The organism is Paraburkholderia suaedae, assembly GCF_040812055.1.
Lineage (GTDB): Bacteria > Pseudomonadota > Gammaproteobacteria > Burkholderiales > Burkholderiaceae > Paraburkholderia.
On sequence record NZ_JBFOAH010000007.1, the window covers coordinates 90086 to 114806 of the forward strand.

Below are 24721 nucleotides of genomic sequence, written 5' to 3' on the forward strand. Positions count from 1 at the left end.
AGCGCAAAAAGTGGCGTTGTTCGTCCATGCGGACGCAACGCTGGGACACAGCGCAAGCTGAATACCTTACCGACCTCGCGCCGCAGCCAGTCCACGCACTGCCGGTTGCCGTGACCGCAGGCAGCACGCCTGATCCCGCTGTCATTCTTTGGTCGTTTTCTTTTGTTCGGGCTGCGGCTCGCTGCCTCGCTGAGTGGGCGCCCGGGTGCACGCATCTGGTGGCGTCACGGAGGTGACGTCGTCGCAGCAGCAGGCATACACCGGAAACCCGTATGCATTCGTGCGGATGATGGTCGTTGGTCCGTGCAGCGGACACACCGCGTTCGCGTTCATGTCGCCTCCCGAAACTCATGCGCTACCGCTTATATCGTACACGGGCGGAGTCCGTTCGGCTGGAGTGAAACGCTGGTTCAACAGATAGAGACGACGGAAAGACTTGGCGGTACGTTCGACCGGATCTGCTCAATATCAACGCGGTGCCACCGTCGGCCACGCCAGGCAAGTTGCTTCTGCTTCTGCTTTTGCTCTGCCTTCGGTTCGTTGGCGATCTCTCGGCGCGACGAAGTCTGAAGCGCGTCCGCTCACTGGCCTTTGCAACCTCGAAAAGCTCCCTACTGAGGGGCGACCCGCCCCGACAAAGCGCAACTAACGGTCAACCACAAGCGCCTACGCCTCAACCTCAAATCAGCTTTCCATACCGCCTGCGGTGCAATCGCAATGGCTTCTTTGCCAGCGGCCAGTCGCCGACGCCGCCCTTCGAAGGACCGACTCGCTCATGAAGAACTAAACGTTATTTTCGGCGTAAGTCCGGGCCGGCATTGAACGTCAAGCTGCATCGTCAGGCACGGTACTGAGCCTATCCGGGACCCGTTAGGCGTTTACACCGATATCCGAGCAGGTATGTCAAACAGCCAAACTTTCATTGGTAGGTTATCGGCCCGGTCCTTAAACTGCACGCAAATCTGGCGACGGGGATATTCTCGTGGGCAAGCCCGGCGCAGCCGTGCTGCGCCACGTGCACTAATTGGAGTAAAGAAAGGCATGACGACGCAACTGACGGGAGAACTGCTGATCGCGGGCTCGACGAGGCGCGGCGCGGGCGCGCCGTTCCAGGCGCTGGACGCCGCGACGAACGAGCCCATCGCGCAGCCGGTTTTCCATAGTGCAACGACCGCGGATGTCGATGCGGCCTGCGAACTCGCGGACGAAGCGTTCGACCTGTATCGCGCACTGCCCACCGAAAAGCGCGCGCAATTCCTCGACGACTGCGCAGCACGCATCGAAGCATTGGGCGATCCACTGATCGAACGCGCGATGCGCGAAAGCGGCCTGCCGCGCGCGCGGCTCGAAGGCGAGCGCGCCCGCACCGCTCATCAACTGCGCATGTTCGCGACGCTGGTGCGCAGCGGCGACGCGCTCGACGCGCGCATCGAGCCTGCGCTGCCCGAGCGCCAGCCGCCGCGCACCGAGCTGCGCTTCTGGCGCATCGGCGTGGGCCCCGTCGCGGTGTTCGGCGCGAGCAATTTTCCTCTGGCATTTTCGGTGGCCGGCGGCGATACGGCCTCGGCGCTAGCCGCGGGCTGTCCCGTCGTCGTGAAGGCACATCCCGCGCATCCGGGCACATCCGAACTCGTCGCGCGCGCGATTCAGGAGGCCGTCGCGGCAGCCGGGTTGCCTGCGGGTGTCTTCGCGCTTCTGTTCGACGCAGGCCACCGAGTCGGCAGCGCGCTGGTACAGCATCCGGCGATCCGCGCGGTGGGCTTCACCGGTTCGCGCGCGGGCGGCCTCGCGCTCGTGCGGCTTGCCGCAGCGCGTGCCGAACCCATCCCGGTCTACGCAGAAATGAGCAGCGTGAATCCGAATCTGCTGTTGCCCGGCGCGCTAGCCGCGCGCGGCGAAACGCTCGCGCGCGAATTCGTCGCGTCCGCGACGCTCGGTTGCGGCCAGTTCTGCACGAATCCGGGCTTGATGGTTGGCCTTGCGGGCGCAGCGTTAGACGCCTTCGCCGCACAAGCCGCGCGCGAATTCAGCGCCGCGCCTGCTGGCGTAATGCTCTCGGCAGGCATTCTGCGCGCATATGAGCACGGCATCGAGCGTCTCATGGCTGTTGCCCGACGCGCTGCGCGACGGCAATCCGCTGAACGTCAGGCGCCGCTTTGCGGGCAAACCCGAAACGCCGCGCGCACTGTAACGCCGCGCCGCAGGCCGACACAACTGCCTGTCGTGAATCGCGCCGGCTCGGCAAACATTTGACGGAGAAACACCATGAAGTCGACTTTCACGCTGGCCGTTGCCGGCATCGGCAAGATCGCGCGCGACCAGCATCTGCCTGCTATCGCGGCGAACCCGGGCTTCGCACTGGTCGCGTGCGCGAGCCGCAGCGCGCAGGTAGAGCACGTGCGCAACTACCCGGACCTCGATGCGCTGCTCGCGGCCGAGACCGATCTCGACGCCGTTTCACTGTGCACACCGCCGCAGGTTCGCTACGCGCAGGCCCGCGCGGCGCTGGAAGCCGGCAAGCATGTGATGCTCGAAAAACCCCCTGGGGCGAGCGTGAGCGAGGTCGAAGCTTTGCGGGTGCTGGCGCGCGAGCGGGGATGCACGCTCTTTGCCACGTGGCACTCGCGCTATGCAAGTGCCGTGGAGCCGGCGCGCGCCTGGCTTCGGGAACGCACGATCCGCTCCGTGCACGTGCGCTGGAAGGAGGACGTGCGGCGCTGGCATCCGGGCCAGCAATGGATCTGGGAGCCGGGCGGCCTTGGCGTATTCGATCCGGGCATCAATGCGCTGTCGATCGTCACGCACATTATGCCGCGCGAAATCATGCTGCGGGGCGCACAACTGTTAGTGCCACGCGATGCGTCGACGCCCATAGCGGCCGAACTCGATTGCGTCGACACAGAAGGCGTAACTCTGCGCGCCGAGTTCGACTGGCGCCACGGTCCGGTCGAACAATGGGAGATCGACGTCGAAACCGCCGATGGTTTGCTGTCGATCGCGGAAGGCGGCAAACGTCTTTCGATTGCAGGCGAACCCGTCGTGCTGGAAAGTGAGCGTGAATATCCGGCGCTCTACGAACGCTTTCACGGATTGATTGCGCATGGCGCGCACGACGTGGACGTGCGCCCGTTGCGCCTCGTCGCCGATGCGTTCCTGCTCGGACGGCATGTCGAAGTCGAGGCGTTCGGTCGGTAGGCGCTGACGCCGCAAACCAAAAACGAGCGTCACCGCAATACCTACGCAACGGTTCAGTACAACGAAGCAGTACGCATCCATTGGTTCCAAGCTGGGTGTTCGTCGCGCCCAGCGAGAGTTCGCTCCGGTTTTGGCTGGCGTCGCGGATCGCCCGCTCGTGTTTATTCACAACAAGAACTTACCGCAGTAGGACAGGCGCGGTGAACGATTCTGGCCGAGCCGCACAGGATCTGCCAGGTCGCTACATAACGGGGCGTGCATGTTCAAAGGTTTGACTATCCGTGCGGGTATGACGCTCGTGATCGCAGGGTTCGTCATCATCCTCGCCGTCGGGAGCGTTGCAGGCATCGTGGCGTTGAAACTGGGCAATGACGCCCTGCGTGAAATGTACGAAACAGATACGAGTGCTTTGGTCGCGCTCAAGACCAGCGATGCACTGCTTCAGCGCGCACGTGTCTCGCTCAACAGCTACCATGCGTTGTACGGCTTAGTGGATCCCGAACCCGCGCTGCTGGATGCAGCACGCCTGGACATTCGCGACTCCGATCGCCAGTTCGCCAGTTTTCTTTCGCTGCAGTCGCAATACACGCAATCACCGGCCGCCACGCAGTTGAAGAAACAACGTCGTACAGTCCTCGACAACGCGGTGCTGCCGGGACTCGAGGCGTTCGAGCACATGAACTTCGGGCGCTTCAAGGAACTGCAGGGCAAAGAAACGCAGAACCCACGCTTCGACTCCCTTCAACACCCAGATGAGGGAACCCCGCGACTTCTTCGTGGCGAGGTTCCGCCTGCGGCCTTGCCAATAACTTTGGTGTGGGGTACCTCGGAGGGGAGAGGTCAAACTGCACAGGCGGGCCACCAGCCACATTTCGCGTAACGGGATATCGCAAAGACCCGGGAACGAGAGACTAGACTCTCTCTGACGGCCTGAAGAAGCTCAGGTTCTCAGTATCGCAATGGAGGCATGTCGTGGAAAACACCGTCATCTTTCAATCTCTGGTTACCTCATTGCCAAGCTGACGATGGCTGCCCTTCAGGCGGCACCGTCATCTGCTGACCCGGCATGAGACCCGCAAAAGCCCAACACTACGCCTGGTCAATACGACGTCAATTCAACGCGTGATACAAATCGCTTTGAAGGAGGTAGCATGGCAAGTCTTTCCTGAACGTTTGTTCAACCGATAGCAACAACTGGCATCACCGAACGGTCAGTGGTACTGAATCGAGCCTGAGTCGTCACTGTAACCATCATTCAAAAAACTGTTTGTTCTAGAAACGCCTCAGCAAAAGGAAGTTGAATACCCAGACCGAACAACCGAATATTGATTGACCCGGAGCGTATCATGGAAATAAAAAATAACGGTTCTGTGACTCAAAATTACGCCTGTGCCGACTCCAATGACGACAAGGCGAAAAAGCCTTCCCCGCAACCCGCGCGCAGCCAACGAAGTCTATCTGTTTCTCCCAAGCCTGATATCCCTGCAAAACAGCAACAATTAACGATGCGAGACACGTCCGCGAACCAAAGTGCCCAATCGCCCGACAGGCTGGGTACAGCACAGAAACTTTCCTATCTATCGCCCGGCGCGAACGCTTCCCCCTTTCCTGGAGCTCGCAATACCACTGGAGAGAATGGTGCCCAAAACAGGATGATTCCTTTATTCACCTTTTCAGATCGGGACAAGCCGGGTTTGCAGGGTTCTCTTCATCCGCAGCCGCCGGGGGCCGATAAACCCGCATTCCTGAATACCAGCATTGTTTCCCGTAACAGGAGAGAGGCCGATACAACTGTTCCTTCACTCACACATAGCATTGAGCCCGGCAGCATCGATCATGCCCATCCCCCACTCAATCAGACCAACGAAACATCTGTCGCCAGCGGAAATACCCAGACATTCACGATCTTTGGGACGAACGAGGTATTGCAACCCAGTTCGAGCTACTCTTTGCCCCAACGCGAAAAGCGGGTAGAGGACTATACCCGACGCGTGAAGACACGGATTGCCGAGATAGAAAGCGGCAGCGAAGCGCAAAGAAACGTCAATTTCCTGAACGCTCGCGCTTTCTTGACACCCTTGGGTTATTTCAGCGGCGGCTTGATGGCTGCCGGCTACGATCCTCACGAAAGAATTACAGTAGCATTTCCTCACTTCGTCCACCCTCCGGGAGGATTCAAACATCAGGATCGGGTTGATGAACGCACCTACGAGGCATGGGAAATCGCCGCAGGGGTTCTCGAACACGACAGGCCAGAAAAGGGCGGCATACTCGCTTCCTCAGACACGAAAATCGCCGCAGCAGACCACGCCAGGATCAAGGACCTGGAATCCCTTGGCACCAAGCTGCAGGCTCACTGGGAGCAGGATGTCTCTGAACCCATGCGGGGCTATCAAGTGTTGGCGATACGCTCCGGAAAAGCGGATGCGTATGCTGTTCGGGCAACGCTGCAAGGCCTGCAGTCCGACCGGGCCGCTTTCAAACAATTGAGCCCCGAAGGCCAACAGGCCATAAGTCGAACGCTGGACAAAAATGGGCAAGTCATTATTCCCAACGTATACGGCTATCCGTTGGCAGGGCATGCATTTATCCCTTACAAGCCGTATGAAGGCAATGACGAGAATCGTCCCAATCAAGGCTTGATGATGGATCTGAATCGAGGCAGCGTCAGTGAAATCCATGGGGACGACGACTTTGCATGGTGGGCTAAAAACAACCGTGGCAACCTGCTTCAGAGTTTCAATGATAGCGACAGGCAGGGAGGCAGGGATGCGCATTGGCCTAAAGCGGACGAGGCTCTCGACAAACTGATTGCGGGGAACGAAGCCACTTACTATGGATATAAGAATCTGGTCTCCGACCAAAGAATTCCTGTCCGGGAATTATTTAATTACACTCGATCGCGAGGCGGCGATTATCAGCTGAAGTATGGCAATTTAACAGCAGGTGCCGGCGACAACGATGAGACTGGCATTGCATCCCAATATCAGGTTGTGAATGCCAATAACGCCAGATGGGCAGATCAAACAGAGGTATTCGGCGCTGCACAGCGAAACTGGAAATCGGCAAAGGAGTTTTGGGGTAACACATTCAGCTACCTACCCATTGTCGGCGGCGTTGGCGGTCTTGTCTTCGGAGTTCATGACGGCCTCCATGGCCTGACAGAGCAAGATCGCGTTGGCGGCAATGCAGGAGCGATCATATCGGGCTTGAACGTGGTGCACGACTTGGCCCCCGGCCTGGCGGAATCAACGTTTGGCAAATCGCCTTCCGTATTCAATTCATCCAGTATCCGTGATACAGAATGGAAACTTAATCCGGGAACGAGTGAATTCAAATTTACACCACCACAGCGTGTCAATGGGCAGGTCGGCTATCCTTTGGGACCAATAGAACCCCCCAGAATTCCTGGCCCGGGTGGAACAGAAATGAACGTCCCTAACGCTGGGAATCGGTCACCACAGCCCGGACCGTCAGGTATCAAGAGGCCTGCGCCGTCTGGAGATAATGCATCCGGGCCCGTCGATGCAACAGAGGCGTCACCGCGTACTAAAATATCCCGTCCAGACAACATTCCTGGTACTACAGCCAGCTCCAGCAACAGTTCAATTTCGAAGGCCGGTCCATCGAGCCAGAGCCAGGGGAACGCGAAGAAGTACAGTCCCGTCACTGCCGACCACATCAATAAGTGGTGCGATATGCCGCAGGCGGAGCGCGATAAAATTGGCATGGCGGAATTTGCCCGCCGTAACAATCTCAGTTCAGGTAGCTGGGTGGGCGCCGTTACTGCCAACGGAAAGATCAGAGCGCGAGGGCAGGCAATTCGGGACTGCGACCATGCCACCCGAGCCCACTACAGTCCCATCACCACCGAACTCATCAATGAGTGGCGCACTATGCCGCAGGCGGAGCGCGATAAAATTGGCAGGGTGGAATTCGCCCGCGATCGCAATCTCAGTTTAGAAAGCTGGCAGCGCTCTGTTAATGCCGATGGGACGGTCAAACCGCGAGGGCAGGCAATTCTGGACCGTGACCGTGCAACCCGAGCCCAATACAGTCCCGTCACCGCCGAACTCATCAATGATTGGTGCGCTATGCCGCAGGCGGAGCGCAATAAAATTGGCAGCTCACAATTCGCCCGCGATCACAATCTCAGTTTAGCTAGCTGGCAGCACGCTGTTAATGCCGATGGGACGGTCAGACCAGGAGGGCAGGCCACTCTGGACCGAGCCACCGGAGTCCAACACCGTCGCCCCACCGCCGACCTCATCAAAAAGTGGCACGATATGCCACAGGCGGAGCGCGGTAAAACTGGCATGGCGAAATTCGCCCGAGATAACAATCTGAGTTTCAATACCTGGAGGAGCAGCGTGGGTGCGGATGGGACGATCAGACCACAAGGGCAGGCCATTCTGGACCGTACCACCGGAGCCCAATACGGTCCCGTCACCGCCGACCTCATCAATAAGTGGTGCGCTATGCCACAGGCGGAGCGCGATAAAATTGGCATGGCCAGGTTCGCCAGTGATAACAGTGTCCGGTTCATTAGCTGGCGGAACGCCGTTGCTGCCGATGGGACGATCAGACAGTATGGACAGCTAGTTCTGAATCGTAAGCTTAAAGAAGGACCCTCTGTGGGTGAAAATATCACCATAAAAACAGAGCCTTATGATCCCGGATTCATTCGCCACGAAATTGATGACAACGGCCCGATACTTAGGAGTCCGGCCGATCCAGCGCGCAGTGTACTTCAAGAGGCTGAGGGGCCGATCGACCGTATTGCGGTGACCAACTGGGCCGATTTGCGTGAAGAATTTGCAAATCTTCCAGCGTCCGAACAGAAGCGGGTAAAACAGGAGATAGTCCGGGAGGTGCATGAGTGGCTGAGGAGCGAAGGCAATCATAAGGGTAAGTTTGAGGACCTGATTGATTTGCGCATTCCTTTGGATGATGGCCCAAACAGGGGCATGTCGGCTTACGCCAGGCGCGATATCAGGCAATTCGAGGTAATAGGTCCCTATGCCGGTGTACTGCACGATACCGACGCGTCGTTGGCAGCGGAGATGGCTAAACTGGGCGATGAGCGTGTGCTGACGTATCTGTGGTCGACAAATTCGGGCCGGCGGTCTGTGAGTGGGTTTACGCATGGCAATACGTTGAGTCTGATCAACACAAGCCAGCTGCCAGGCGCGTCCGCGGAGGCGTCCCTGGCGAAGAACAACCTGGGGGCAATCAGGGTGGGGAAAAATCTGACCTTTTATGTCGCTCTCAAGGAAATCAGGGCGGGAGATGAGCTCTTGGTGAACTATGGGGACGAGTACAACCCGAGTGGCTCCTGGCGAGCGGCAGACGAACCTGTTTCCGAAGGGTCGAGGTCCGGAGACGAACCTCACGCAGATTGAACGAGATCAAGAGGAAATAGAGCAGATGAGGGCTTGACTGGCCGACTTAGCCTGACAGCTTGCCAATCACATGCGACATGCGATGCGAACAGTTCAACCCTCATCCTTGCCTGCCGCTTCTTCACTGTCCAGCGCCTCGACCATTTCCTGCGCGGCACGCTGAAGGTGCGGCACGAAGCGCCGGTTTGCTTCCGCGAGGGTCACGGCTCGAGAAAGAAACACTACATTCAGGCTTGCGAGTACGCGTTCGTGCGAGACGATCGCGACCGCGACCGCACCGATCTTGCTCTGAGCGGCCCAATCGCCATGGTTGGAGCCGAAGCCATCCGCTCGGACACGGCGCACCAGCCTTTTAACCAGCGCATCGTTTGACGCAATCGCTTTTTGCTCTTCGCCGCCAGCACCCGAGCGCAGCAGATCGAGAATGTCCTCTCGCTCACCGTCAGGGCACATCGCAAAGTAGGCCCGCCCCGCTGCTGTCAGCAGAATGGGCAAGCGCCGCCCCACCATGGAGCGGTGAAACGACAGCGGACTGAAGCGGTGCGTGGTCTCACGGATGATCATCGCGTCGCCATCCGGCGTGGTCAGATCCGAAGGCCATGCCACGCGCTGCAAAAGCCGCCCCATGACGGGCGGTGCGATGGTTGCGATTCGTTCGCTGTCGGTAAAGCCCTCGCTCAATGACCGAACCTGAAGCGTCAGACGAAAGCTGTCGTCCGACGCACTGCGTCGCACGAACCCTTCCTCCATCAACGTTTCGAGCAGCCGTCGCACGGTGGTTCGATGCAGCCCCGTCATCTCGCTGATCTGCTGGCTGCTGGCACGGCCACTCTCCATCTCATTGAGCGCCCGAAGCACTTGCAGGCCGCGTGCGAGTCCTCGCACATTCGTGTACTTGGCCATGAAAACCTTAGTCGAATCAGACATGTGCATTCTATGCACATTTTTCACAAAATGTTGAGCCGTGGCTTTCGCGGCCATAGACTGCCTGCAAATCAAACGATTCAAGGAGACGCGAACCATGCTCGCACCTATCAATCCGTCGGCCGCTAGCGAAGAGAGCGAGTCGGTGTCTGCTGACGTTGCGATTATCGGCGCGGGACCCGTCGGCCTGATGATCGCCAATTATCTGGGCTTGCAGCGCGTGCGCGTCGTCCTCGTCGAGAAACTCGACGAGATCATCGACTACCCGCGAGCCATCGGCCTCGACGATGAAGCGTTGCGCGTATTCCAGTCCGTCGGGCTCGTCGACGCGCTGTTGCCGCATACCACCCCCGACCACTGGATGCGTTTCGTCACGCACACCGGCCACTGCTTCGCCTCGATCGAACCGCGCACCGACGAGTTCGGCTGGTCGCGCCGCAATGCGTTCATTCAACCGCTTGCGGATCGTGTGTTGTACGAAGGGCTGCGCCGTTTCCCGCATGTCGACGTGCTGTTCGGTCACAGCCTGACTTCATTGACGCAAGACCCGTCGGGGGTGACGATCGAAGCCGAACGCGCGAGAGGCGGCCTGCGAACGATTCGCGCGAAGTACGTGGTCGGCGCGGATGGCGGCAACAGTCTGGTTCGCCGCATGCTCGACGTGCCGTTCGAAGGGCGCACGAAGCCGAATCAATGGATCGTGGTGGACGTGCGCAACGACCCGGTCGGCTCGCCGCACGTCTACCTGCATTGCGATCCGAAACGGCCTTATGTATCGGCCGCTTTGCCGCACGGTATCCGTCGCTTCGAGTTCATGGTGATGCCTGGCGAAACCGAAGAGGAACTGTCGAAGCCGGAGAACATGGCCGCGCTGATCCGCAAGGCAGAGGCCGATCCCGGCAAGGTCGACTACATCCGCAAACGCGTTTATACCCACAACGCGCGCCTTGCCAGCACGTTTCGCATGGACCGCGTGCTGCTTGCGGGCGACGCCGCGCACATCATGCCGGTCTGGCAAGGGCAGGGTTACAACAGCGGCATTCGCGATGCAAGCAACCTCGGCTGGAAGCTGGCGATGGTGGTCAAGGGACTCGCGGCCGACGCGCTGCTCGACACATACACGGCTGAACGCCGCGCGCATGCCCGGTCGATGATCCATCTGTCGGAAGTGGCGGGCGATATTTTCGCGCCGACGAGCCGTTTCGGGATCAGGTTCCGCGACGCTTTCGTGCGGACGTTCAACCTGTTTCCGGCAGTCAAACGCTACTTCGTCGAAATGCGTTTCAAGCCGATGCCGCGCTATGAGTCCGGCGTGGTGCTGCTCCCCGAACGCAAACACCAACATGGCGTGCTGGCGCGCGTGCTCGAACGATCCGGTCACTCGGCGCCCGGACGCCTGCTCGGACTGATGAGCGAAAAGCGCGAGTCGCTTCTGGGCCGGCTCGTGTACGGCCGCGATCCGCTGTGTCACTCGCTGGTGGGCCGCATGTTCATCCAGCCACGGGTGCGCACGGTGGAGGGCAACGTGGTGCGCCTCGACGATGTGTTGGGAAATCGCTTCGCCATCATCGGCTGGGGTTCTAATCCGACGTTCGGCCTGACGCCTGCAGCGCGTGAAATCTGGCAGCGGCTGGGCGGCTGTTTCGTGCTCGCCAAACCCGACACGCAACTGGGTTATCACGATGATGTGCCCGATGGCGTGATCGCCCTCGGCGACGTGAACGGTCGCATGAAAGAGTGGTTTGCGCGCGTGCCCGAATCTGTCGTGCTGTTGCGTCCGGATCGGTTTGTTGCGGGCATGTGTACACCGCAGCAGGTGTCCGCGTGTATCGGCGAGCTCGCCGGAAAACTGTCGTTGGTGACTGCCGACGCCACTGCCGTATGCGAAAGCGGCGTTGCAGCAGCGGCGGGAGCCTGATATGGCGATGCTGCTCGAATGTCTGTCGCACACGCCGCTTACCGGCTACTACGACCCCGCACCGCAGATCGTCGCGGAAGTGGAGCGCATCCAGGCGGCGGCGCGTGCGCGGGTCGTGGCCTTCGATCCCGAACTCGTCGTAGTGTTCGCTCCGGACCACTACAACGGCTTTTTCTACGACGTGATGCCGCCGTTCTGTATCGGCGCGTCGGCGAGCGCGATTGGCGACTTCAAAAGCCTGGCCGGTCCGCTCGCTGTGCCCGCCGATACCGCGCTGGAACTTGCCGAGTGCGTGCTGGCTAGCGACGTCGACGTTGCGCTGTCCTACCGGATGCAGGTCGATCACGGTTGCGCACAGGCACTGGAGATTCTCACGGGCGGCCTCGATCGTTATCCGGTTGTGCCGATCTTCATCAATTCAGTCGCTGCGCCAATGGCCTCGTGCCGCCGCGCGCGGCTGCTCGGCGATGCAGTGGGACGCGCGCTCGCGCGCTCGAACAAACGCGTGCTCGTCATCGGCTCGGGCGGCATCTCGCATGAGCCGCCGGTCCCGGAACTCGCGGGCGCGAGCGAGGAAGTCGCGGAGCGCCTCATTGCCGGCCGCAATCCTTCCGCCGAATCGAGGGCGGCGCGGCAGGCGCGCACGGTGGCCGCCGCGCGCGCATTCACCGCGGGCGACAGCCCTTTGCATGCGCTCAATCCAGAGTGGGACCGTGCCTTCCTGAAGCTGCTCGAGGAGGGCGAGCTGACCGCGCTCGACGGCCTCACCGACAACGCCATTACGCGCGAGGCCGGCAAGTCCGCTCACGAGATCCGCACCTGGGTCGCGGCCTTCGGTGCGCTGAACGCGTTCGGGCCGTATCGCGCGACGCTCGACTATTACCGGCCGATTCCCGAGTGGATCGCGGGCTTCGGCGCGATGCACGCGTCGCCCGTTGCCGGAACCGTCCAACTGAATCGGGGAACACACCATGAATGATCGAAGCTACGTCGAAGCACTGGCGCTGCGCTTGCGCGAATCCGAACTCACGCGTCGAACCGTCGCGCCGCTGCGCGATGACGCTGGCCTCGCGCAAGCCGCGAACGCCGCAAAGGCGGCCGAGCTTGCCTATGCCGTGCAGCAAGTCAACGTCGACGCGCGGGTGGCGGCGGGCGAGCGCATCGTCGGGCGCAAGATTGGGCTGACCTCGCCTGCGGTGCAACGCCAGCTCGGCGTCGATCAGCCGGATTTCGGCGCGCTGTTCGCGTCGATGGCATACGGCGACAACCAGCCCATTGCGCTCGGCGAATTGATTCAGCCGAAAGTAGAAGCGGAAATCGCGCTGGTGCTCGAACACGATCTCACCCACGAAAAACATACTTACGCCGACCTGATCCGCGCGACGGCCTATGCAGTGGCATCCATCGAAGTCGTGGATAGCCGTATCGAAGGCTGGAATATCCGCTTCGTCGACACCGTCGCCGATAACGCATCCAGTGCGCGCTTCGTACTTGGCAGCCGTCCGGTGCTGCTGCGCGACATCGATCTGGCCGCCTGCACGATGACGCTGTCGAATGAAACCGAGGTGCTGTCGCGCGGCAACGGTTTCGCGTGCCTTGGCAATCCGCTGAACGCCGCCGCGTGGCTCGCGGACCGGATGGTCCGGCTCGGCACACCGCTGCGAGCCGGCGACGTGCTGATGACCGGCGCCCTCGGTCCAATGGTCGCGGTGACTCAGCCGGGCACCTTCGGCGCGCAGATCGACGGCCTCGGCAGCGTTCGCGCGACTTTCTCCGCATAAGCAAGCACTCGTTCGAGGACTGACATGGCAAGCGAAAAACTCAAAGCCGCGATCATCGGCTCGGGCAACATCGGCACCGATCTGATGATCAAGATCATGCGCAACAGCCAGCATCTGCAAGTGGCGGCAATGGTCGGTATCGACGCCGCCTCCGATGGCCTGGCGCGCGCCGCGCGTCTCGGCGTGGCGACCACACACGAAGGCGTCGAAGGACTGACGCGTCTGCCCGTGTTCGACGACATCGATTTCGTATTCGACGCGACCTCGGCCGGCGCGCATGTGAAAAACGATGCATTCCTGCGTGCGCTCAAACCCGGCATCCGCCTGATCGACCTGACGCCCGCGGCAATTGGTCCGTACTGCGTGCCGGTGGTGAACCTGGATGAACATCTCGACGCGCTCAACGTGAACATGGTGACCTGCGGCGGGCAGGCGACGATTCCGATGGTCGCGGCCGTGTCGCGTGTGGCCAAGGTCCACTATGCGGAGATCGTCGCGTCGATCAGCAGCAAGTCCGCCGGTCCCGGCACGCGCGCGAATATCGACGAATTCACGGAAACCACCTCGAAGGCCATCGAAGCGGTCGGCGGCGCGGCGAGAGGCAAGGCCATCATCGTGCTCAATCCGGCCGAGCCGCCGGTGATGATGCGCGACACCGTGTACGTGCTCTCCGAACTCGCGGACGAGGCGCAAGTGGAAGCGTCGATCGAGGCGATGGTCGGGGCGGTTCACGCGTACGTGCCGGGCTACCGCTTAAAGCAGAAGGTGCAATTCGACGTGATTCCCGCCGATGCGCCGCTGACCCTACCCGGCCTTGGCCGCTTCAGCGGATTGAAAACCTCGGTGTTCATCGAGGTGCAAGGCGCCGCTCACTATCTGCCCGCCTATGCCGGCAACCTCGACATCATGACCTCGGCCGCGCTCGCGACTGCCGAGCGCATGGCGCAATCGCTCGTGCAGGCTTAAGGAGACTTTTCGTATGGACAAGAAGCTGTATATCTCCGACGTGACGCTGCGCGATGGCAGTCACGCAATCCGCCATCAGTATTCGATCGACAACGTGCAGCAGATTGCCCGCGCGCTCGACAAAGCCAGGGTGGACAGCATCGAAGTCGCACACGGCGACGGACTGCAAGGGTCGAGCTTCAACTACGGCTTTGGCGCACATAGCGACCTCGAATGGATCGAGGCGGTGGCCGACGTGCTCACGCATGCGCAGATCGCGACACTGCTGCTGCCCGGCATCGGCACGATCCACGATCTGAAGGCGGCCTATCAGGCAGGCGCGCGGATCGTTCGCGTCGCCACGCATTGCACCGAGGCAGACATCTCGAAGCAGCACATCGAATACGCACGCGAACTCGGCATGGACACAGTGGGCTTCCTGATGATGAGCCATATGACCACGCCGGAAAACCTCGCGGTCGAAGCAAAAAAGATGGAAAGCTACGGTGCCACCTGCATTTACGTGGTCGATTCGGGCGGAGCGCTCACCATGAACGACGTGCGCGCACGTTTTCGCGCGTTGAAGGCTGTGCTCAAGTCCGACACGCAGACCGGCATGCACGCGCACCACAACCTGTCGCTGGGTGTGGCGAACTCCATTGTCGCGGTGGAGGAGGGCTGCGACCGTATCGACGCGTCGCTCGCGGGGATGGGTGCGGGCGCCGGCAACGCGCCGCTCGAAGTCTTCATTGCGGCGGCCGAGCGTATGGGCTGGAACCACGGTACCGATCTTTACACGCTGATGGACGCCGCCGACGACATCGTGCGTCCGTTGCAGGACCGTCCGGTGCGCGTCGATCGCGAAACGCTTGCGCTGGGTTATGCCGGCGTGTATTCGAGCTTTCTGCGCCACTCGGAAGTGGCCGCCAAGAAGTACGGTCTGAAGACCGTGGACATTCTCGTCGAACTCGGCAAGCGCCGCATGGTCGGCGGGCAGGAAGACATGATCGTCGACGTCGCGCTCGATCTGAAGCGGACAGCGGGCGTGTGACGTTCCTGTTGAAACGGACGGCGCCTTCGGTGGTGTCAATGCCACCACAGCGCCACCACAGCGCCACCACAGCGCAATCGCCATCAAGAGCGATGCTGAAAACACATCGGAGACTTTTATGCAGCGATCAATCAACACTCGGACAAGCAGTGCCGTCACAGTTGGGTTATGTCTCATCGTCGCGTTGCTGGAGGGACTGGATCTGCAGTCCACCGGCGTCGCAGCGCCGCGCATGGCGCGCGAATTTCATCTGGCCGTTGCGCAAATGGGCTGGGCCTTCAGCATCGGCGCGCTTGGCTTGCTGCCCGGCGCGGCGATCGGCGGACGACTCGCCGACAAGCTGGGCCGCAAGCGCGTCTTGATGCTTTCGGTGGCCCTGTTCGGCATTTTCTCGATTGCGACCACGCAGGTATGGGATCTCAACAGTCTGCTGACGGCGCGGTTTCTGACGGGTCTCGGTCTCGGCGCGGCCATGCCGAATCTGATCGCGCTGTGCTCGGAAGCGGCGCCGCCGCATCAGCGCAACACCGCTGTCGGGGCGATGTATTGCGGCATGCCGTTCGGCGCGGCGCTTGCGGCGGTCATCGGCATTGTCAGTCCAGGCGATGAAGGCTGGCGGCATATCTTTTACGTCGGCGGCGTCGGGCCGCTGCTCGTGCTGCCGTTACTGGCGATCTTCATGCGCGAGACGGCGCATTTCGTGGCGGTGCGCGCGAATATCGGCGGATTGCGCGACGCGTCGCCCGGTGTGGCGCAGGCGCTGTGGAAAGAAGGCCGCGCCGGCACGACCGTCGCGTTGTGGATCAGCTATCTGGGCACGCTGATCGTGCTGTATTTCCTGATCAACTGGCTGCCGTCGCTTGTGTTGAGTCGCGGCCTCACGCGGGTGCAGTCCGGCGTCGTGCAAATGATGTTCAACATCGGCGGTGGGATCGGCGCGATTGTGATCGCCAGCATGATGGACCGGATTGGCCGCCGCCGGACAGTGGCCGGCATGTACCTGGGCATTGCGGTGGCGCTGGCTGCGCTCGTGGGTGCGAGCGGCGGTACGTCGATGGCATGCGGCGGATTGCTGGCGGGTCTGTTTCTCGTCGGCGGGCAATCGGTGCTGTATGCGCTTGCAAGCAGCATCTATCCGACAGAAGTGCGCGGCACGGGTGTTGGCGCGGCCGTCGCCGTCGGGCGCATGGGTTCCATTCTCGGGCCGCTGGTCGCCGGCCAGCTGCTCGCGATCGGGCAGAGCGCCACCGTGCTGCTGAGCGCGAGCATTCCGCTGATCGCGCTTGCGGCGATTGCCGCATGGCGCGTCGTGAGCAAGTCTGCAACTGCTTATGGACCGGCGACGGCGTAAAAGGGCAGCGCGAGCTTACTGTTAAGAGAAGCACGCGGCCAATCAACTCTTCACGGAAAAGGAATTCGACATGACCTCAAATGCACCGGTCGTCACCGAAGCGTCGACCAGCAGGTCCGTGCGTATCAAGCAAGATGACAAAGACGGTCAGCTCGACGTGCAGTTGCACTACAACGACGCGGGCCAGGGCGCGGAAACGGTGGTGATGTTGCACGGCTCGGGTCCTGGCGCGAGCGGTTGGGCCAACTTCAATCGCAATGTCGAGCCGCTCGTGAACGCCGGGTATCGCGTCATCCTGATGGACTGCCTCGGCTGGAGCAGGAGCGATCCGATCGTGTGTGACGGCTCGCGCTCCGAGCTCAATGCGCGCTCGTTGAAGGGCTTGCTGGATGCGCTGGATATCGAGCAGGTACACATCATCGGTAACTCGATGGGCGGGCACAGCGCGGTTGCATTTGCGCTGGAAAACCCGCAGCGCGTCGGCAAGCTGGTGTTGATGGGCGGCGGAACTGGCGGGCCGAGTCAGTTCGTACCGATGCCGACCGAGGGGATCAAGCTGCTTCAGGGCTTGTATCGCGAGCCGACGATCGAGAACCTCAAGCGCATGATGAATGTTTTCGTCTTCGATACGAAGGCGCTGACGGACGATCTCATGCAAACGCGACTCGATAACATGCTCGCGCGGCGAGACCATCTGGAGAACTTCGTTAAGAGTCTGGCGGCGAATCCGAAGCAGTTCAATGACTTCGGCCCGCGACTGGGAGAGGTTTCCGCGCAAACGCTGGTGATCTGGGGGCGGGACGATCGGTTTGTTCCGCTGGACGTCGGGCTGCGCCTGGTGGCTGGCTTGCCGCACGCGGATCTGCATGTGTTCGGGCGATGCGGGCATTGGGCCCAGTGGGAGCATGCCGAAAAGTTTAATCGGATGGTGCTGGATTTTCTCTCTCATTGAGCGAAAGGCGTGGCGCATTCAGCGGGTCGGCGCGCTTGTGCACGACGTGGTGCGAGCGTGTACTTGCCGTAACTGGGCGGGAGAAGACCGTCACACCCGTACAGCTGGCCGCCTGGCCGGCGTCCTGACATTCATTCAAGCCGGCCGGTGCGCCGGTTTTTTTTCGCCGTTCGTCTGCACCATCGCGATAGGGAAAACGATGACCTCTTGGCTGCAGGTTATTCTTGCGCCCCTCCCCGTTATGCTAGAAAATCAATAAAAAATCCCACAGACAGTTTCGTGGCATACAAGTCGCCGCGACATCATACGAAATAGGCACTGGAGACAACCAAATGAAGGAACTGACGGCCCGTAACGTCTCAGCTGGAACGAGCGCCGGCTGGTATCGGAGCTGGTTCTTGCTGCTTCTGGTGCTCATCTATGCGTCGAGCTTCGTTGACCGCATCATCATCGCGGTCGTCGGGCAGGCGATCAAGGTTGAGATGAACCTCAGCGACCTGCAACTCGGTCTGCTTGGCGGCCTGGCTTTTTCGATCTTCTACTCCCTGCTCGGGCTTCCGATCGCGCGGCTCGCCGACCGCTTCAACCGGGTCACGCTAATCGCGCTGTCGATTGCGGCGTGGTCGGTGATGACCGCGTTATGCGGCACAGCCGGGGCGTACTGGCAACTGCTTGCGTACCGTCTGGGCGTTGGCATTGGCGAGGCAGGCAGCACGCCGACCGCGCACTCGCTCATTGCCGACCAGTTCGGCCCCCGCCGCCGCGCGAGCGCGCTCGCGATCTACGCGCTCGGGCCTCCGCTCGGCGTGCTCGCCGGTGCGCTTGGCGGCGGCTGGATGGTTCAGCACATGGGCTGGCGGCCCGTGTTTTATGTGGTCGGCCTGCCTGGGCTCGCGTTCGGCCTGCTCGCCTGGATCACGCTGCGGGAACCGGTGCGCGGCGCGGCCGAAGAAGGCGGCGCGCTGACGAGTGCGCGGGTGCCCTCGCTGCGCGACGTGCTGACGGTGCTGATGAAAAGTCGGGCATTCGTCCAGATGCTACTCGGCACCGCGATCGGCGCGTTCGCGCAGTTCGGCATCAACCTGTTCATTCCGGTTTACCTGACGCGGGTCTACGGCATGGGCTATGCCCAGGCCGGTCTGGTCTTTGGCCTCGTGATCGGTGTGGGCGGCATCGCCGGCAATATGCTCGGCGGGCTGTCAGCGGACTGGGCGAGCACCAAGGACCGCCGCTGGTATGCGTGGATTCCCGCGCTCGGCACGGCGATCGGCTTCCCGCTGATTGCGACCGCATTCACGGTGAACGAGTGGCCGGTTGCCGTCGGGCTGCTGCTGGCCGCCACGATTGCGCTGAACACCTGGAACGGTCCCACTTTTGCGGTTGTGCACGGCATCGTCGAGCCGCGCATGCGCGCCACGGCCACGGCTTTTGTGTTCCTGCTGATGAATCTGATCGGCCAGGGGCTGGGCCCGGCGGCGATCGGCTTCCTGAGCGATCGCTTCGCCGACCACCTGTTCACGCTGGGCAACTTCCATCGGGTTTGCGCGGCGACCGGTGCGCATGGCACGCATGCGCTGCCAGTGGCGCCGCAGGGACAGCTCGCCGCTGCCTGCCATGACGCGTCGGCCCATGGCATCCGCTACGCGATGCTGGCCGTGAGCGTGGTGCTGATCTGGTCGTCGGTCCACTACTTTCTCGCGTCGCGTCACATGCGTCGCGGCAATTGACGCAAACGGTTCTGAGCAAACGGGAACGAAGCGGGCGGCACGGCCCGCGATACATCAAGGAGACGGTTTTGAAGAAGAAGCTGATTATCGGTGCGGTGGCCGCGGCCATAGCGGGCACGGCGCAGGCGCAGAGCAGCGTGACGCTGTACGGGATCATCGACGACGGCATCACGTATGTGAGCAACGCGGCCGGCCACTCGCTGTGGCGGCTCGACGATGGCATCAATCAGGCATCGCGCTGGGGCTTGCGCGGTGTCGAGGACCTGGGTGGCGGCCTGAAGGCGGTCTTCACACTCGAAAACGGCTTCTCGCTGAACACCGGCACGGCAAGCCATGGCGGCGCGCTGTTCGGGCGGCGTGCGTACGTGGGGCTGTCGAGCGCGACCTTCGGGACGCTGCTCGCCGGCTATGACTACGACTTCATCTACGACTACGTCTCGTATTACACGAATGTCGCGCAGTTTGCGCCTTCGTATGCGTTCCACGGCGCTTATGACATCGATCGTCTCGCGGGCGAGCCGGTCAGCAACATGGTGCGCTATGAAACGCCGAACTGGCATGGCTTGGCCGCGGGGGTGATGTACGGTTTCAGCAACGTCCCGAACGGTTTCGCAGGCACGCCGACGGGTAATCCCCGCGTGATGAGCGGGGGCATCAAATACAGCCCGACTGGCAGCTTCGACGCGCCGTATTCGATGGCAGCCGTCATCACCAAGACCGACGGCGGGAACGCCGCGCGCGGTGTCGGCACGATGGCCCAGGTGGCACTGAACGCGAAGTCGATCTATACGGTCGCGGTAGGCGGCCAGGTGAAGGTGACCGACGCGCTTTCGCTGAACGGGCTGTACACCTATACGAACGCGTCGCAAAGCCCCCTTGGTGTCGTCACCGTGGGCGCGTACGAGGTCGGTGCAAGTTACCGGTTCTCGCCGTTCCTGACCGTAGGCGGAGGTTTCACCTACGTCGACCAGCACAGGCTGGGCAAGTACGACCTCTACAGCCTGGGGGTCGATTACCGCCTCTCCAAGCGTACCGATGTGTACCTGTTCGGGACCCTGCAGCATGCCTTCGCAGGCCAGAAGTTCGCGGACAACTTTCTGGTTTCGACGCCGTACTCGGTGCCGGGCCCTGGCGGTTCGCTGTACGGCAACCTTGCGTCCACCACTTCGAACCAGCTAGCCGCGCAGCTCGGCATTCGCCACGTCTTCTGACGGACCTCTTCTGCGGCACGCGGCGTGATGCAGCGCTGTGCTGTGTGCCCGCCTCCCAGCGGCGTCGCGTGTGGTGCGACGCCGTTCTCTCTATCCGCGGTGGACCTGACTAGGCGCGTGGTATACCTACGGGTATCATATCGAGACCTACGCGATGACGCCGTTCCCGGTCGCATCGCGGCCCTCGACAACCCATTGCATTCCATCCGATGAGTCAGCCCCCAAAACTGAGCCGGTCGACCGAAGTCAAGGCAATCCTGGAAGCGGAAATCGAGCGAGGCGAGCTCATGCCCGGCGCGGCGCTCGACGAGCGCGCGCTTGCCGCGCGCTTCAACGTTTCGCGCACGCCGATCCGCGAGGCACTGCAGCAGCTCGCTGCCCAGCAGTACGTGCAGATTGTGCCGCGCCAGGGTGTGTTCGTCACGAAGATGACGGTGCCTCAATTGCGCGACATGCTCGAACTGCTCAGCGAACTCGAGGTCGTTTCGGCGCGGCTTGCCGCGCGTCGCATGAACGATGCGCAGCGCGCCGAACTGCAACGCACCATCGACGAGGGCGTCGATGCGCTGAATCAGGGCGACGCGCGCCGTTTTGCGCGCATCAACGTCGATTTTCACGAAGTGATTTGCGAGGCCTGTCATAACGACTATCTCGCCGATCAGATCCGCTCGATTCGCCGCCTGATTTCGCGTTACCGGCCCAAGCCGTTCCTTGCGCCGAGCCGGCGCGAGAAGGTGATCGCCGATCACAAAGCGCTCGCGCAGGCACTGCTTTCGGGCGACGAGAGCGCCGCCGCCGAGATCATGGCGCAGCATTCGCCAGGCGGTGAGGCGGGTTTCTCGGAGTTTCTTGCGACTTTGCCGGCGGAGTTTTTCAACGACACGCCGGTCACGCTGTCGCGCGACTCGAGCGCGGCCGAGCTGGCGGATAACAAGCAGGGCACCGACTGACGGACGGGTCGCCGGCAATGAATCGGCAATGAAGACGCATTGAATTGCAAATGGGCCGCGGCATTGCCGAGGCCCATTTGCGCATCTGCGTTGTGGGGCCTGCAACGTCGCTTGCAGGCCCGCGCTCTGGTTAGAGATCGGCGAAACGCCCATTCGTGGCGGCCAGTTTTTGCAGCAGCGGCGCCGGCTTCCACCAGTAGCCGTACTCCTCATAAAATCGTTGCACGTCGCGGTAGACGTTCGCGACGCCAATCTGGTCCGCGTAGTACATCGGGCCGCCGCGATGCGCAGGAAAGCCATAGCCTGTCACGTAGACGACGTCTATGTCGCTCGCGCGCAGGGCAACGCCCTCTTCGAGCAGCTTCGCGCCTTCGTTGATCATCCCGTACACGCAACGCTTGATGATTTCTTCCGCCGTGATGGCGCGACGCGTGATGCCCAGGCGCCCCGATTCCGCGACGATGAACTGCTCCAGTTCGGGATCGCGCTGCGGATCGCGGCTGCCTGGGTCGTAACGGTACCAGCCCTTGCCGCTCTTCTGACCGAGACGGCCCATCTCGACGAGTTTCAGGATCAGGTCGTTCCAGCGGCGGTCGGTCGGACGCGTCGCCATCTGCGCCTTGCGGGTCTGATAGCCGACGTCGTTGCCCGCCATGTCGTGCACCGCGAAGATGCCCATCGCGTAGCCAAAGTCTTTGAGCGCCTGGTCCACCTCGTGCGGCAGCGCGCCGTCTTCCACGAGGAAGTGCGCCTCGCGGTTGTAGCTGCGAAATAGCGCGTTGCCGATGAAGCCCGGATAGATGCGTGCGAGGACCGACACCTTCCCCATGCGGCGGCCGAGATCCATCAGCGTGACGATGACATCGTCGGCAGTCTGCGCAGCGCGTACGACTTCGAGCAGGCGCATCACGTGCGCTGGGCTGAAGAAGTGCGCGCCGACTACATCGGCGGGGCGCCTGGTGACCTTTGCGATTTCGTCGATGTCGAGGCCCGACGTGTTGGTGGCGAGCACGGCGCCTTGCTTCGCGTACTGGTCCAGTTCGCGGAAAACGCCTTGCTTGAGCGCGAGGTCCTCGAACACTGCTTCGATCACGATATCGGCGTTCTTCACGTCGGCAATCAAGAGTGAGCCCGTGATGCGCGCGAGCCGTTCGTCGCGCACGGCGGGTTCGAGCTTGCCACGCTTGACGCTGTTCTCATAGTTGTCGCGGATGCGGGCAAGACCCTTCGCCAGGCCACCCTCGTCCGCGTCGATCAGTGTGACCGGAATGCCGGCGGCCGCGAGCGCCATTGCGATGCCGCCGCCCATCGTGCCGGCGCCGATCACGGCCGACCGTGCGATCGGCCGCGGCCGCGCGTCGCCGACGGGGATCTGGGCGGCGGTCTCTTCCGCGGCCTTCACATGGGCGAGCGCCTGCTCGCGCGAGGCCGCTTCCTGCGGGTTCAGTTCGTTTGCTGCATTCATGGTTCGTGGCACCTCAAGCGGGGGTCTTAGGCTGGTCGGGACGCTCGAGCGGCTTCGCCTTGCCGTCCACGAATTCCTGCAGGCGCCTCGCGGTCTCAGGCGAGCGCGCCATGTTCGAGCTCATGTACTCGAGAAACAGACCATCGTCGTGCGAGAGGTCGTTCACGCGGGGCAGCAGGTTGGTGATGCGCCAGTTCGTGTCGGGCGCGTTCTGCGCGATTTTCGCCGCGAGCTGTTTCGCCTTCGCGAGCGCCTCGCCGGCGGGAGTCAGGTAGGTAATCACATGCTCACGCAGACCTTCCTCGGCTGACAGCAGGCGCCCGGTGAGCATCAGGTCGGCCATCATGCTGTAGCCGATCACGCGCTGGATTCGCACGGTGCCGCCACCGCCCACGAAGATCCCGCGCTGGCCTTCGGGCAGGCCGAAAAACGCCGTTGCGTCGCCCACGCGTACGTGGGCAGCGGTCGCCAGTTCAAGTCCGCCGCCGACCACGGCGCCGTGCAGCGCCGCGACAAACGGAATCGGACCGCGTGCGATGATATCGAACACTTCGTGCCAGGAGTGGCGGCGACGCTTGCGCGGTGGCGCGCTTTGGGCGGTGGCGCGCGAAAGCGCCTCGCGCAGGTCGAGACCCGCGCTGAAATTGCCGCCGTGCCCGAACAGCACGCCGACATCGGCTTCTTCGCCGGCGCGCACGACAGCGTCGCGCAGTTGCGCGATCACGTCCTCGTGGATGGCGTTGCGCTTGTCGGGCCGGTTCAGGCCGATCAGCGCGACCGCGCCGTCGAGTTCGTAAGTAACGAAGGTTTGGCTCATTGAGGGTTCCGTTGGTTGGATGTGCAGGTCGCCGACGCAGCGCGTTACAGGTCGAGTACGAGGCGCCCGCTGGTGCAGCGCGACACACAGACCTGCATGACCTTGCCGCTCTTCTTGTCCGCGTCGGACAGATAGGTGTCGCGGTGCTCGATCTCGCCGCTGCAGACGCGCGTCGAGCACAATCCGCAGTAGCCCGCGCGGCAGTCGTACATGACATCGGCGCCGTTTTCGATCAGCGTGTCGAGCAGCGACCGGTCGGCCGGTACGGTGAGCCGTTTGCCCGACTGCATGAGTTCGACCTCGAAGGCTGCGTCGCCATCCTGCGGTGCGGCCTCGGTGAACAGTTCGTAGTGCAAATCGCACGGGTGCCAGCCGCGCTTGCGAGCGGCGCCAAGCACCGCGTCGATCAGGCCCGCCGGGCCGCACACGTAGATGGGCTGATTCACCTGCGCGTGATCGAGCAGCGCCTCTACCGACAGGCGCGCGTTGGGGTCGTCGTCCGCCCACAGCACGAGGCGTTGGCCCGCAAGCTCCCGCAGTTCGTCGACGAACGGCAGCGAGTCACGCGTGCGGCCGCTGAAATGCAATTCGAAGTCGCGTTGCTGCGCCGCGAGTTCGGCGGCCATCGAGGCGATCGGCGTGATGCCGATGCCGCCCGCGATGAGCAGCACGCGTGCCGGTGCGCAGAGCGGGAAGTGGTTGGCCGGAGCGCGCACGTTGAGCGTCTGGCCGACTTCGAGTGCGTGCATGTGACGCGAGCCGCCGCGGCCGTCGTCCTCGCGCCGAATGCCGAGGCGGTACGCCGGTACGCCGGCGCGCGGATCGACAGACGGCTCCAGGTTGACTAGCGAATAGGAGCGCCATTGCGGCGCGCCAGTTGCGCCAGACGGAATTTCGACCTGGATGTGCGCGCCCGGCTCGTAACCGGGCAGCAGCCCACCGTCCGCCGCTTCTAGCGTGAACAGCCTGATCAGCGGGGTAAGCGTGTCGACCGCGGCGACGCGCAGAGTAAGCAGCGAAGGGGCAAGCATC

17 protein-coding genes and 1 pseudogene are annotated in these 24721 nt (G+C 62.2%); 14 read left to right on the forward strand and 4 right to left on the reverse strand.

Annotated features, from left to right (window positions below; all coding sequences use genetic code 11):
• Positions 1 to 1041: 1041 nt before the first annotated feature.
• From ABQJ48_RS12590 to ABQJ48_RS12605, 4 genes and pseudogenes are all read left to right on the forward strand, one after another.
• Positions 1042 to 2130 (forward strand): annotated as a pseudogene (locus ABQJ48_RS12590) (aldehyde dehydrogenase family protein); the annotation flags it as partial.
• A 135-nt stretch (positions 2131 to 2265) separates the two neighbouring features.
• Positions 2266 to 3195: a Gfo/Idh/MocA family protein gene (locus ABQJ48_RS12595; RefSeq protein ID WP_367838347.1), complete on the forward strand. Its 930-nt coding sequence runs from the start codon at positions 2266 to 2268 to the stop codon at positions 3193 to 3195.
• 259 nt (positions 3196 to 3454) lie between these two features.
• On the forward strand, positions 3455 to 4075 hold the full coding sequence (locus ABQJ48_RS12600) for a Tar ligand binding domain-containing protein (RefSeq protein ID WP_367838348.1): 621 nt from the start codon (positions 3455 to 3457) through the stop codon (positions 4073 to 4075).
• A 466-nt stretch (positions 4076 to 4541) separates the two neighbouring features.
• A complete protein-coding gene (locus tag ABQJ48_RS12605) occupies positions 4542 to 8597 on the forward strand; it encodes an SET domain-containing protein-lysine N-methyltransferase (RefSeq protein WP_367838349.1) in 4056 nt (1351 codons plus the stop codon).
• A gap of 93 nt (positions 8598 to 8690) precedes the next feature.
• Here the strand turns inward: ABQJ48_RS12605 and ABQJ48_RS12610 are convergent, their stop codons facing one another.
• Positions 8691 to 9500 carry a DNA-binding transcriptional regulator gene (locus tag ABQJ48_RS12610; RefSeq protein WP_367838484.1) on the reverse strand — a complete coding sequence of 270 codons (810 nt, stop codon included), beginning with the start codon at positions 9498 to 9500 and terminating at the stop codon, positions 8691 to 8693.
• A gap of 118 nt (positions 9501 to 9618) precedes the next feature.
• On the opposite strand from ABQJ48_RS12610, the gene ABQJ48_RS12615 reads away from it, so the two are divergent.
• From ABQJ48_RS12615 to ABQJ48_RS12660, 10 genes are all read left to right on the forward strand, one after another.
• The gene (locus tag ABQJ48_RS12615; RefSeq protein WP_367838350.1) at positions 9619 to 11439 is read left to right on the forward strand and encodes a bifunctional 3-(3-hydroxy-phenyl)propionate/3-hydroxycinnamic acid hydroxylase; all 1821 of its coding nucleotides are present in this window, start codon (positions 9619 to 9621) and stop codon (positions 11437 to 11439) included.
• 1 nt (position 11440) lies between these two features.
• A complete protein-coding gene (locus ABQJ48_RS12620) occupies positions 11441 to 12418 on the forward strand; it encodes a 3-carboxyethylcatechol 2,3-dioxygenase (RefSeq protein ID WP_367838351.1) in 978 nt (325 codons plus the stop codon).
• Positions 12411 to 13220 (forward strand): fumarylacetoacetate hydrolase family protein, encoded by an 810-nt coding sequence (locus ABQJ48_RS12625; RefSeq protein ID WP_367838352.1) that lies wholly within the window; start codon positions 12411 to 12413, stop codon positions 13218 to 13220. The genes ABQJ48_RS12620 and ABQJ48_RS12625 overlap by 8 nt, the downstream gene beginning before the upstream one ends.
• 24 nt (positions 13221 to 13244) lie before the next feature.
• Positions 13245 to 14186 carry an acetaldehyde dehydrogenase (acetylating) gene (locus ABQJ48_RS12630; RefSeq protein WP_367838353.1) on the forward strand — a complete coding sequence of 314 codons (942 nt, stop codon included), beginning with the start codon at positions 13245 to 13247 and terminating at the stop codon, positions 14184 to 14186.
• A 13-nt stretch (positions 14187 to 14199) separates the two neighbouring features.
• The gene (gene dmpG, locus ABQJ48_RS12635) at positions 14200 to 15216 is read left to right on the forward strand and encodes a 4-hydroxy-2-oxovalerate aldolase (RefSeq protein ID WP_367838354.1); all 1017 of its coding nucleotides are present in this window, start codon (positions 14200 to 14202) and stop codon (positions 15214 to 15216) included.
• A 118-nt stretch (positions 15217 to 15334) separates the two neighbouring features.
• On the forward strand, positions 15335 to 16567 hold the full coding sequence (gene mhpT / locus ABQJ48_RS12640) for a 3-(3-hydroxy-phenyl)propionate transporter MhpT (protein WP_367838355.1): 1233 nt from the start codon (positions 15335 to 15337) through the stop codon (positions 16565 to 16567).
• A 70-nt stretch (positions 16568 to 16637) separates the two neighbouring features.
• Positions 16638 to 17519: an alpha/beta fold hydrolase gene (locus ABQJ48_RS12645; RefSeq protein ID WP_367838356.1), complete on the forward strand. Its 882-nt coding sequence runs from the start codon at positions 16638 to 16640 to the stop codon at positions 17517 to 17519.
• A 332-nt stretch (positions 17520 to 17851) separates the two neighbouring features.
• Positions 17852 to 19246 (forward strand): spinster family MFS transporter, encoded by a 1395-nt coding sequence (locus tag ABQJ48_RS12650; protein ID WP_367838357.1) that lies wholly within the window; start codon positions 17852 to 17854, stop codon positions 19244 to 19246.
• A 68-nt stretch (positions 19247 to 19314) separates the two neighbouring features.
• On the forward strand, positions 19315 to 20457 hold the full coding sequence (locus ABQJ48_RS12655) for a porin (RefSeq protein WP_367838358.1): 1143 nt from the start codon (positions 19315 to 19317) through the stop codon (positions 20455 to 20457).
• Positions 20458 to 20666: 209 nt separating this feature from the next.
• A complete protein-coding gene (locus ABQJ48_RS12660; protein WP_367838359.1) occupies positions 20667 to 21407 on the forward strand; it encodes a GntR family transcriptional regulator in 741 nt (246 codons plus the stop codon).
• Positions 21408 to 21537: 130 nt separating this feature from the next.
• On the opposite strand, the gene ABQJ48_RS12665 is transcribed toward ABQJ48_RS12660, so the two are convergent.
• Genes ABQJ48_RS12665 through ABQJ48_RS12675 form a run of 3 tightly spaced genes read right to left on the reverse strand, consistent with a single transcriptional unit; the run spans position 21538 to position 24720 of the window.
• A complete protein-coding gene (locus tag ABQJ48_RS12665) occupies positions 21538 to 22872 on the reverse strand; it encodes a 3-hydroxyacyl-CoA dehydrogenase (RefSeq protein WP_367838360.1) in 1335 nt (444 codons plus the stop codon).
• A gap of 13 nt (positions 22873 to 22885) precedes the next feature.
• Positions 22886 to 23689, reverse strand: coding sequence for a crotonase/enoyl-CoA hydratase family protein (locus ABQJ48_RS12670; protein WP_367838361.1), 804 nt, complete (start codon positions 23687 to 23689; stop codon positions 22886 to 22888).
• Between the two features lie 44 nt (positions 23690 to 23733).
• Positions 23734 to 24720 carry a PDR/VanB family oxidoreductase gene (locus tag ABQJ48_RS12675; RefSeq protein ID WP_367838362.1) on the reverse strand — a complete coding sequence of 329 codons (987 nt, stop codon included), beginning with the start codon at positions 24718 to 24720 and terminating at the stop codon, positions 23734 to 23736.
• Position 24721 lies beyond the last annotated feature (1 nt).

Coding starts and splice junctions, on each gene's coding strand:
- ABQJ48_RS12650 (WP_367838357.1), top strand. CDS start 17,852: ATGAAGGAACTGACGGCCCGTAACGTCTCAGCTGGAACGAGCGCCGGC.
- ABQJ48_RS12675 (WP_367838362.1), bottom strand. CDS start 24,720: ATGCTTGCCCCTTCGCTGCTTACTCTGCGCGTCGCCGCGGTCGACACG.
- ABQJ48_RS12625 (WP_367838352.1), top strand. CDS start 12,411: ATGAATGATCGAAGCTACGTCGAAGCACTGGCGCTGCGCTTGCGCGAA.
- ABQJ48_RS12620 (WP_367838351.1), top strand. CDS start 11,441: ATGGCGATGCTGCTCGAATGTCTGTCGCACACGCCGCTTACCGGCTAC.
- mhpT (WP_367838355.1), top strand. CDS start 15,335: ATGCAGCGATCAATCAACACTCGGACAAGCAGTGCCGTCACAGTTGGG.
- ABQJ48_RS12605 (WP_367838349.1), top strand. CDS start 4,542: ATGGAAATAAAAAATAACGGTTCTGTGACTCAAAATTACGCCTGTGCC.
- ABQJ48_RS12615 (WP_367838350.1), top strand. CDS start 9,619: ATGCTCGCACCTATCAATCCGTCGGCCGCTAGCGAAGAGAGCGAGTCG.
- ABQJ48_RS12630 (WP_367838353.1), top strand. CDS start 13,245: ATGGCAAGCGAAAAACTCAAAGCCGCGATCATCGGCTCGGGCAACATC.
- dmpG (WP_367838354.1), top strand. CDS start 14,200: ATGGACAAGAAGCTGTATATCTCCGACGTGACGCTGCGCGATGGCAGT.
- ABQJ48_RS12610 (WP_367838484.1), bottom strand. CDS start 9,500: ATGGCCAAGTACACGAATGTGCGAGGACTCGCACGCGGCCTGCAAGTG.
- ABQJ48_RS12595 (WP_367838347.1), top strand. CDS start 2,266: ATGAAGTCGACTTTCACGCTGGCCGTTGCCGGCATCGGCAAGATCGCG.
- ABQJ48_RS12665 (WP_367838360.1), bottom strand. CDS start 22,872: ATGAATGCAGCAAACGAACTGAACCCGCAGGAAGCGGCCTCGCGCGAG.
- ABQJ48_RS12600 (WP_367838348.1), top strand. CDS start 3,455: ATGTTCAAAGGTTTGACTATCCGTGCGGGTATGACGCTCGTGATCGCA.
- ABQJ48_RS12660 (WP_367838359.1), top strand. CDS start 20,667: ATGAGTCAGCCCCCAAAACTGAGCCGGTCGACCGAAGTCAAGGCAATC.
- ABQJ48_RS12670 (WP_367838361.1), bottom strand. CDS start 23,689: ATGAGCCAAACCTTCGTTACTTACGAACTCGACGGCGCGGTCGCGCTG.
- ABQJ48_RS12645 (WP_367838356.1), top strand. CDS start 16,638: ATGACCTCAAATGCACCGGTCGTCACCGAAGCGTCGACCAGCAGGTCC.